The 9,907-nt window shown below is 46.7% G+C and carries 9 protein-coding genes; 2 read left to right on the forward strand and 7 right to left on the reverse strand.

Annotated elements, in window-relative coordinates; genetic code table 11:
- The 7 genes from gnd to J2Z66_RS39290 form a co-directional block, all read right to left on the reverse strand.
- Complete coding sequence (gnd, locus tag J2Z66_RS39260; protein ID WP_209979010.1) at positions 1–1,419, reverse strand: NADP-dependent phosphogluconate dehydrogenase; 1,419 nt, start codon at positions 1,417–1,419, stop codon at positions 1–3.
- Between the two features lie 37 nt (positions 1,420–1,456).
- Entirely contained in the window at positions 1,457–2,224 is a 768-nt protein-coding gene (locus tag J2Z66_RS39265) for an SDR family oxidoreductase (protein WP_209979013.1), read from the reverse strand.
- Positions 2,225–2,250: 26 nt separating this feature from the next.
- Positions 2,251–3,804: a gluconokinase gene (gntK, locus tag J2Z66_RS39270; protein WP_209979016.1), complete on the reverse strand. Its 1,554-nt coding sequence runs from the start codon at positions 3,802–3,804 to the stop codon at positions 2,251–2,253.
- Positions 3,801–5,072, reverse strand: a complete 1,272-nt coding sequence (locus J2Z66_RS39275) for a nickel pincer cofactor-dependent isomerase, group 22 (protein ID WP_209979018.1) — start codon at positions 5,070–5,072, stop codon at positions 3,801–3,803. The genes gntK and J2Z66_RS39275 overlap by 4 nt, the downstream gene beginning before the upstream one ends.
- Before the next feature lie 15 nt (positions 5,073–5,087).
- A complete protein-coding gene (locus J2Z66_RS39280; protein WP_209979020.1) occupies positions 5,088–6,089 on the reverse strand; it encodes a LacI family DNA-binding transcriptional regulator in 1,002 nt (333 codons plus the stop codon).
- A gap of 135 nt (positions 6,090–6,224) precedes the next feature.
- Positions 6,225–6,821, reverse strand: coding sequence for a YkzI domain-containing protein (locus J2Z66_RS39285; protein ID WP_209979021.1), 597 nt, complete (start codon positions 6,819–6,821; stop codon positions 6,225–6,227).
- A 325-nt stretch (positions 6,822–7,146) separates the two neighbouring features.
- Positions 7,147–7,980, reverse strand: coding sequence for a stalk domain-containing protein (locus J2Z66_RS39290; protein ID WP_209979023.1), 834 nt, complete (start codon positions 7,978–7,980; stop codon positions 7,147–7,149).
- A 202-nt stretch (positions 7,981–8,182) separates the two neighbouring features.
- Between J2Z66_RS39290 and J2Z66_RS39295 the strand changes: the two genes are divergently transcribed.
- Both J2Z66_RS39295 and J2Z66_RS39300 read left to right on the forward strand, forming a co-directional pair.
- Positions 8,183–8,815, forward strand: coding sequence for a DUF1054 domain-containing protein (locus J2Z66_RS39295; RefSeq protein WP_209979025.1), 633 nt, complete (start codon positions 8,183–8,185; stop codon positions 8,813–8,815).
- A 115-nt stretch (positions 8,816–8,930) separates the two neighbouring features.
- The gene (locus tag J2Z66_RS39300) at positions 8,931–9,662 is read left to right on the forward strand and encodes a hypothetical protein (protein ID WP_209979027.1); all 732 of its coding nucleotides are present in this window, start codon (positions 8,931–8,933) and stop codon (positions 9,660–9,662) included.
- Positions 9,663–9,907: the final 245 nt, after the last annotated feature.

Here is a 9,907-nt window from a genome sequence, read left to right on the forward strand (position 1 = left end):
TTAGTTGTCGAGCTCCAGCCAGTTGTAGTGGAAGGAGCCTTCTTTGTCTACACGCTGGAAAGTATGGGCACCGAAATAATCGCGCTGCGCTTGCAGCAGATTGGCAGGCAATCTTTCCGTACGATAGCTGTCATAGTAGGCAAGCGCAGATGCGAAAGCGGGAACCGGAATTCCACGGGTAACGGCGGTCGCGATGACTTCTCTCCAGGCTGATTGATAGCTGCCAACAATCTCTTTAAAGTAGTTATCAAGCAGTAAGTTCTTAAGTCCCGCATCCTGATCATAAGCTTCCTTGATATTTTGCAGGAATCTGGCACGAATAATGCATCCGCCTCTGAAGATCATAGCGATACTGCCGTAGTTCAAGTCCCAGTTATATTCTTCAGAGGCTGCTCTCATTTGAGCAAAGCCCTGTGCATAGGAGCATATTTTGCTGGCGTAAAGCGCCTTTCTGACAGCTTCAATAAAAGCTTCGCGATCACCAGAGAAAGCCTCGGTTTGAGGTCCCTCAAGCACCTTGCTGGCAGCCACACGCTCTTCTTTCATAGCGGAGAGGAAGCGTGAGAACACGGACTCCGTAATGATGGATAATGGCACCCCAAGATCAAGCGCGCTTTGGCTCGTCCACTTACCAGTACCCTTTTGGCCTGCGGAATCGAGAATAACATCGACCATTGGCTTACCGGTCTCTTCATCGTATTTCGTAAAAATATCCTTGGTGATTTCGATCAGGTAGCTGTCAAGCTCACCGTTGTTCCATTCCGTAAAAATATCGTAAAGCTCTTCTGTGCTAACATTCAGCACATCCTTCAACAGCTGATAAGCTTCACAAATAAGCTGCATATCCCCGTATTCAATACCATTATGCACCATCTTCACGTAATGTCCTGCTCCATCTGGTCCGATATAGGTGCAGCAAGGATCACCGCCCACTTTCGCAGAAATAGCAGTCAGAATCGGCTCTACAAGCTCATACGCGTCCCGTTGGCCGCCCGGCATGATGGACGGTCCCTTCAAGGCGCCTTCCTCTCCGCCCGAAACGCCAGTACCAATAAAGCGAATGCCCTTCGCCTCAAGCTCCTTGTTGCGGCGCTGTGTGTCCGGGAAAAAGGCATTGCCGCCATCGATCAAAATATCTCCTTTGGTTAAAAAAGGAATCAATTGATCAATGGTATCATCCGTGGCATTGCCGGCCTTCACCATAATTAAAATTTTGCGCGGAACCTCAAGTGATTCCACAAACTCTTCTATACTGTATGTACCCACCAGCTTTTTCTGTGGAAATTCTTCTACAAGCTCCTGGGTTTTTTGCGGTGAACGGTTAAACACAGATACGCTAAAGCCCCTGCTCTCAATATTAAGCGCGAGGTTTTTACCCATAACAGCAAGACCTACTACTCCAATTTGTTGTTTGGTCATGATTTCTCTAAACTCCCTTTCTTGTGCAAAATAAATGTTAAATCGTCATGGCGCCGAAGCCGCCGTCCACCCGGATCATAGCTCCGGTGACGAAGCTGGAAGCCTGTTCGGAAGCCAGAAATACAGCCGCTCCCTGCAGCTCCTCAGGAACACCGAAGCGATTCATTGGCGTATGCTTCATGATCGATTCGACGCGCTCAGGCTGCAGTATTTTACGGTTCTGCTCAGCAGGAAAAAATCCCGGGATAATGGCATTGACTCTTACCCGGCTTGGTGCGAACTCCCGTGCCAAAAACTGCGTAACGTTGTTTACAGCTGCTTTGGAAGCGGAATAAGTGAATACGCGCGAGAGCGGCGGATCGGAAGAAACAGAAGAGATATTAATAATACTCCCCCCTCTATCCTGCTCAACCATATGCTTCCCAAAAATTTGGCAGGCTAAGACGACGCTCTTAAGATTAACCTCCATAATAGAATCCCATTCTTCCATGGAAATGTCAAAGAAAGGCGTCGTACTATTTTTACCAGGGCAGTTCATTAGAATATCAATGTTTCCTGTCCAAGCAAGTATGTCCTGCAGCACCTGCTGTAAATCCTCTTGCTTCGTGGCGTCCGCTTGAAAGCATTTAGCGCTGCCGCCCGCTTCCTCTACAAGTGCCCTGACCTGTTCGCATTTCTCCTGATTACGGCCAACAATCGCCACATCCGCTCCATGACCACCCAGCGCAACGGCCATAGCTCCGCCGAGCGTGCTGTTTCCACCTACGACAACCGCTGTTTTTCCCTTTAAGTCGAATAAGTTCATTGAATATCAGTCCTTTTCTCTTTGTTTTAGGAATTGGAATTTGCCTTTGCCTCTGGGGGATGGGCTTGCTGAAAATAGGAGATTGCATCAAAATCATCTTTCAAATGATCATATACGTTCCTATAAATAGTTGTCAATTGCTCATAAATGCGATGATTCGCTTGATTCGTTTCATGAGAAGCCTCTATGCGAATCCAGTTATGGGCTTCACTGAAATCCTCAATCTCCCCCATAGCCAGCAGACCGAGCAGAGCAGCTCCAATTCCTGAGCTTTCGATGGAATCCGGCACGGTTACCGGCGTATCGATGACATCAGCCAAAACTTGCCGCCAAAACTCAGACCTTGCAAATCCCCCGGATGCGCGTACTTCCTTAGCCGGCGGTGTAATTTCTTCGAGCGCAGAAACGACAGAATGAATCCTGTACATTACACCCTCTAGAACAGCACGGATCATATGCTTCTTGTTGTGATATAAAGAAAGTCCAAAAAACACACCCCGGGCATTGGCATTCCAATATGGGGCTCTCTCACCGGCAAGGAGCGGCAGGAATAACAAACCGTCCGATCCCGCAGGCACTTCAGTGGCGAGCTGTGTCAGATAATCATAAGGATCTATGCCTAGACGGCGTCCCTCCTCTGCTTCCAGCGTCGCCAGTTGATCGCGCACCCAGCGAAACATAATCCCGCCGTTATTAATCGGGCCACCCACGACCCAGAAATCCTCTTTGAGTGCATAGCAGAACAGTCTGCCCTGCGGATCCGTAATCGGCTCTTTCACAACAGCACGAACGGCCCCGCTGGTGCCTATGGTGACCGAATACGTCCCCGGCTCGGTGGCTCCAATGCCCAGATTAGCCAGTACTCCATCCGACGCCCCAACGATAAATGGCGTTGCTGCAGCAAGTCCCATCTCCTGCGCATACGATGCTTCAAGACCCGTGATTGCATAGGTGGTCGGAACAGGCTCTGACAACTGTTCACGGCTCACCCCTGCCGTATGCAGCGCTTCTTCATCCCAATCTAGCCGCTGCAGGTTGAACAGCCCTGTCGCACTTGCTAGTGAATGATCAATCACAAAACGGTTAAACAGCTTGGCAAATACAAATTCCTTAATACCGATAAATTTGTGGGCCCGCTTTATCAGCTCAGGCTCATGGTCCTGAAACCACATCAGCTTTAGCAGAGGTGACATGGGATGTATTGGGGTGCCCGTACGGGCGTAAATGGCCTGGCCCAAACCGCTCGACTTTAGTCCTGCGACATAATCGACACTGCGGTTATCTGCCCATGTGATACAAGGGGTCAGCGGCGTTAGGTCTCTATCTACAGCAATCAGGCTGTGCATAGCGGAGCTGAATGATACGCATAAAAGCTGCTGCTGCTGGAAACCCGACTTTTGTACAACTGCCCCTACCCCCTTAACAACAGCCTGAAAAATCTCCTCCGGATCCTGCTCAGCCCTGTCAGGAGCAGGAGTAAGGAGCGGGTACTCAATGGAGTGGGAGGCAGTTACCTTCCCATCTCTGTTAAACAGCAAGGTCTTGGTGCTGGTTGTCCCGATATCAACGGCAAGAATCATTTGCTAATATTCCCTTCTGCATCGAATGATAGCTCATAAGCTTCAGTCAGCACTTCAATATCTGGATGCCCCAGCGCTTCCTCCAGTAAATTCACTGAAATCTCGATTTCCCCCAGATGCAGGGTGTCTTGAATCCTCACTAGCTTACACTTGGTGTAATCAAGAATATTGCAGGTTTTCACCGCCGCTTTGATAGCAAGAAGATCGCTGTCCAGTGTTGTTGCTATTTTCGTTGGAGCACAGACGGTAGAGGTTAAGCCATTGGCATAAGTAGCCTCCAGGTTTGTTTTGTCAACCAGGCGTTTGGTTGTGAAATCAGCAGTACCAACGCCATTGGCATTTCCGTCGGTTTCCTCCGTTAGATCAAGCACAACCATCTTAGCCACATCAGGACCTCCATGTGCATAAGGCGTCGGATATCGCCCCGTTACATTCGGATCCATGCCATCGCCGCTAATGTTCTTGCCTATATAATCAATAACAAGCACATCGAGGTTGTCGAATAAAATTTTGGGGAGCCTCGCCTTCGCCTCTTCCAGCAATACTTCTTCACGAGCTTCAATCTGATCGGCAGGAAGGACCTCTACCCTGCAAGTCTGGTCGTAGGCATTCTCAACAAGCGCTATGCCAAAAACAATGGGCAGCTTCTTCATCATCAGATTGGCCATCTGCCGCACATTAACGGCCATATATTTAAAACCTAGCTGATGACAGGCTTCTGCCCCCTTTTGCTTGCCAAGCCCTATCGCGATCATCTTCATAATTCCGCTCTCGATCTTACCGCGGAAAGCTGTATGAGGCTTGACCCGGTTAATGACTACGATGGCATCCGCCTCTGCGGCGATCTTATCCACATAAACCGGAAGCCCGTTAGACAAGCTGTCGATCTGGATAACCTCCATAGACGAACGGATTGGCGCTCCCATGGCTTCATCTGTGATGCCAAGATGATGTAGAACGCCCGTCTGCCCTTCAGCTGTAGCGCCTCCATGGCTGCCCATGCAAGGCACTAGAAACGGGTGTGCGCCTGCTGCTTTTATCGCATCAATGGTTGTCTTCGTAAAAAGCGCGATATTGGCGACACCTCTGCTCCCCACTGCAACAGCTACTTGCTGGCCGGGACGAATTTGATCCATGGCGCCAGGCTTTTGAAGCTCAAGCTTAAGAATCTCTTCCGGATGCTCAAGGATGGAAGCGTCAAATTTTTGACGGATTTTGATAACAGGTGGAACGGGTATGTCTTTTAACAGTTCTTGGATGATGCCCATACGTTTGTTTGCCTCCTAATTTATTTTTCGGACGGAATCGCGGATAATTAGCTCTGTTTTCAAATAAACAGGCTCATGATCCTGCTCCTTCTGCTCGATATTTGTTAATAATCGGATCGCGCCTTCTCTGGCAATAAGCTCAATCGGACGTCTCACCGTTGTTAGTGCAGGTGTCACAAAGGCGGAGAAAACCGTATCGTCAAATCCCATAACAGACAGGTCCTTCGGAACCTGCAAGCCCTTGTCCGTTATCGCTTTGATCGCTCCAAGCGCCATCTCGTCGTTGCAGCAAAATACAGCGGTTGGAGGCTCCGCCAGCTCCAGAAGCTGTTTCATCGAAATAAAACCGCTTTGCAGATCATACATGCCTGGCATCAAGTACTCATTCTTCACTGTTATACCCCGCTGCCGCATCGCCTGGAGAAAGCCTTCCTTCCTGTTTTGTGCAGATTTAAAGCCCTTCCTACCTTCTATCAAGGCGATCCGCCTGTGTCCCTGATCGATTAAATAGGTTGCTGCCTGAAAAGCGCCCTGTTCTTCATCCGACATAATATTCAATATGCCTTTGTCTTCAACCTCACGGTTCAACACAGCAACAGGAATCTGGGCCGCGACCGCATGGTCAATAAATGGCTGATCATCCCTGCTCTGACTCACGACAACGATGCCGTCAAAGCTTTTGCGTGTTATCGCCTGAAAGCTTCTGTAATCGTCGATTCCTTTGACAATCAAATGATAGCGGTCTCTTATGACGGTGTTGACACCGCGTATCGCTTCATAAAAAAAGCCTGCTGAGGTGCCCTCGCTAAGCGTCGTAAAAAATAAACCGAGATTATACGAACGGTCAAGCACCAAGCTTTTCGCACTAAAATTCGGTGTATAGTTCAATTCCTGAGCGATAGCCCGAATCCGCAGCTTTGTCTCCATGCTAATTAGTGGACTATCATTAAGCGCCCTGGAAACCGTAGTATGGGAAACGCCTGCGAGCTTGGCAATATCTTTAATCGTGACACTCATACCTTCACCTCTACACTTATCATAGCACATCCATGCACACGTTAACAATAACATTTTCGCCCGGATTTACATGCAAAAAGAGAGCCCGTAGTATAACGTACGTCTCTCTTCAAAAGCCTATATGATTGGTCATCATCACATCTCCAATAAAAGCATTTCATGCCTTAACTCGAATAGCTTCGTCTTGCTGGCCTGTGCGGCCGCTTCATCATTTGCTACAATCGCATCCTGCAGATTAGAAAGCTCGTAATCCAGCTCAAGTCTCAAGACCGGAATCCGTTCGTCAGGACGCTTGGATCGCAACGCTTGCATAACCTCTTCAACCGTCACGACAGGCTCCTTCTGGTAGAGTACCTTGTGCTCAATCCCTGTTATCTCAACCATGCGAATGATCTCACCAAACATGATGTTCTCTATCAAAATTTGACGGTCCTTAAACCGCTTGACCACGGCATGTCCGCGGGTATCACCAATCATCTTCTCCATCATTTCTGCAAGCTTCTCATCCTTAAATGAATAATCACCGACAATTTTGTATTTTTCACCAATCCGTTCAAACTTTAATTTAATGAGCTTGCGGCCTGTACGTATGGAAATAATAAATTGCTGCTCGCTTTCACTCCAATAAAGGGAATAGCCTTCCTGAATCAGCGCCTTGATGAAATTCCGGATTAGCCGGCGATCAAATCGTAACTCTAGGTTGCAATACTCGACTTCATGACTTCTACTCACGGCAATCCCCTCCATAATCTGAAAATCTGAATCATCCTTCATTGTCGATCTTTTTTACCATTTAACTAAATATTCAGACAACTTATTGACTTATCTTTATCTTATTATGAATTCTATGTTTTAGCAACTTGGATTATTGATATTTTTTTAAGCTTCTTATATAAAAATATGCAGGGCTTGTCCTGGAGCCTTGGAACCCAATAAAAACCTGGAAAAAACACGGAAAATTCCATCCTCTCAAAAAAAAGAAAAGCGCCCAGGAGCTGCTCCTGAGCGAAGGCATGATTATAAAACCTGATAGGATTTAAATCGTGATCTCTTTTTACTATTTGCCGGTCACCTTTATTTCTATATTCTCCATGGAATAGCTGCTAAGTGCATAATTCCCATCCTTTTGCTTGGATAGCTTGATGTGCATAGTAAACAAAACATTATTTTGCATCAGCAAATATTGATATTCGTTTTCCGCGGGCAGGGCATCGATAATGATAGGCTGGCGATAGAAGCTTTTATTATCTACTACAACATTTCTTAACGCTTCCACATGGGACCTTAGTACTTCAATCTTCTTTAAATCCTTCTCCCCGGCCACAACGACGCCAGGAGTACCATAGCCCATTTTCGGCTTCTCCTTCCAGCGCGTGCTCAGCTCCGTCTCACTGACATAAAGCTCCTGCGTATAAAGCTCCCTTGCTTTGCGCAGGCCATTCGTATCAATTCCCATTCGGTCAACATCTCTCAAGCGGTAGTAAATCTTGTTCGTTCTATTGATGAGCATCGGGTATTCTGATCCCAAGTAAGTGAGCGTGCTTGCATAGGGACTCATCATCTTAATTTCATCATAATCCACATTTTCATTCTGAACAGGCTGCTCGGGGTTGATCCGGCTGTTGAGATAAATGGTTTTTGTATCTCCCTTCCAGCTTACATTAGCTCCCAGATAGCCAGCCAGCTCATTAAGAGGCAGGTAGCTGCTGTCGTTGTAAATCAGGATCGGATTGCCGAGCACCACTTTATCCCCATTTACCACTAGGTTAAAATCAGTTCGCAAATACGCACGTACCTGCTCTATGATATTCTGCGCATAAACTCCTGCTGTAAAACAAAAAATCATGATGGTGCCGAGTACAATAATACGTTTCCACTTTACATGCTTCATTCTATCCGCTACCTTTCCGCAATCTTATTCTCTGCAAATAAAATTCTCTGAGAATTAGCAATTTCCTGCTTTTTTCCATAAATTAATCAAAAAAACATAATAGATTTTGTCGAAACATGTCTGAATGCGTTCTAAATTGCAGGTCTTGCATAATTCCATTAGAATAAAGACGAGGACAATACAGTTAGAGAGGGAATAACCTATGAGCTTTGAAGGCTTTACACAAAAAGATTTTGATACCTTCCATATCGAAGGTCTTGATGCAAGAATGGAAGCTATCCGCGAACGGATTCAACCCAAATTTAAAGTGCTTGGTGATGCGCTGTGCAATGAATTATCCTTGCTTTCCGGCAGCGAGATGCACCTTCATATTGCGAAGCATGCCAGAAGAAAGGTCAACCCGCCTGTCGATACGTGGCTTGCCATTTGCCCAAATAAACGGGGTTACAAGCAGTTCCCGCACTTTCAGGTTGGACTTTTTGACGATCGGGTTTTCATTTGGCTCGCGCTTATTTATGAATTGCCAAATAAACAAGCCATCGCGGACACCTATTTGAAAAAACTGCCTGCTATCAGAAAATCATTGCCGGATTCCTTTGTACTTTCCTTTGATCATATGAAAAAAGATACGATTTCCGTAGGTAAGCTGGATAAGCAAGCATGGATACAGTCCCTGCAAAAGTTTCGCGATGTGAAGAAGAATGAATTTCTGGTGGGGCTTAATATCCATGCAGATGATGCAGTTTTACAAGATGGTGCCAAACTTGAGGATCTGGTGAAACATACATTCGAAACGCTGCTCCCGCTATATGTACTCGCCCGGGATTCTGCCTGATCTATTCATTATTCAAGAAATTTATCTGAGCTTAATATTTACTTAAAGTAAAATTAAGTATTTTTGTGTAAACTACGGGAGTACAACCCTACCCTTACTTGAAAGGAGGCTCTCTATGAACACTACAGCATACACCAAAAAGCTGGTTATCAGCTCGATCGCTCTCTCCTTAATGCTCGGAGGCAGCTCGCTTTATGCAGCCAAGCAATCCTATGCGGCCGCGGCAAGCAAAGTGCAAACCCAGCAGCAGGCGAGTGAGCATTTGCAGGATCCCGGCAACGCTTTACATAAGCAGCGCCGTGCTAATGACGAAGACAGGAAATCCAGTCATGGCTTTCCGATTCTGGACGAAGCTGCTTCAATCCTCGGCATGGATAAGCAGGCATTAGAGGATTCGTTGAAGCAAGGGAAAAGCATCGTTGATGTTGCGAAGGAAAAAGGAATCAGCGAAGCAGATATAACGGCGAAGCTGCTTAAGCTGCGTAACGACAAAATCGACAGCGCAGTGAAAAGCGGAAAGCTGGATGCCGATAAAGCCAAAAGTATAAAGCAGCGCATGCCTGCTCATTTAAAATTTCTTTTAAATGATAAGGGGCTGCCTAACAGGCATGAGCAAGGCTCCAGAGGTGAGCGCTTCGGTTTTCACCCGAGCTCTGAGGAGCTTGCCCAATTTCTGGGCATCAGCAAAGATCAGCTGATCTCTGAGCTGAAAGCAGGCAAATCTCTCACAGAAATTGCCGCAGCCAAAGGCATTTCCAAGCAGCAGCTGCTCGATAAAATCAAAGAGCTGATGACACCATCCATCGAACGAATGGCTGATCACAAGAAAGCCGCTGCCGCCAACTAGAACCAGGTTTTAACATGCTTGTCATCAGGCTGTCCCGAAGCGGGTTTATCCGTTGTCGTGGCAGCCTTTTTTGGCATGAAAACATTCATGTGAGAAATAGGCTATGCGGCGACCTTTGAGGAAAAGAACTTTTACTTTAGCGATGTTTTTCAGTTACTACTTAGGTAGGCTAAAAGGAAAATTGTCCGCGATAAGCAGAAGTCAAAGAGGAAAGAAGAGGAAGTTTTTGTTTAAGGAGCGTCGAA

The sequence above is a fragment of the Paenibacillus eucommiae genome (assembly GCF_017874215.1).
GTDB classification, from domain to species: Bacteria; Bacillota; Bacilli; order Paenibacillales; family NBRC-103111; genus Paenibacillus_AI; species Paenibacillus_AI eucommiae.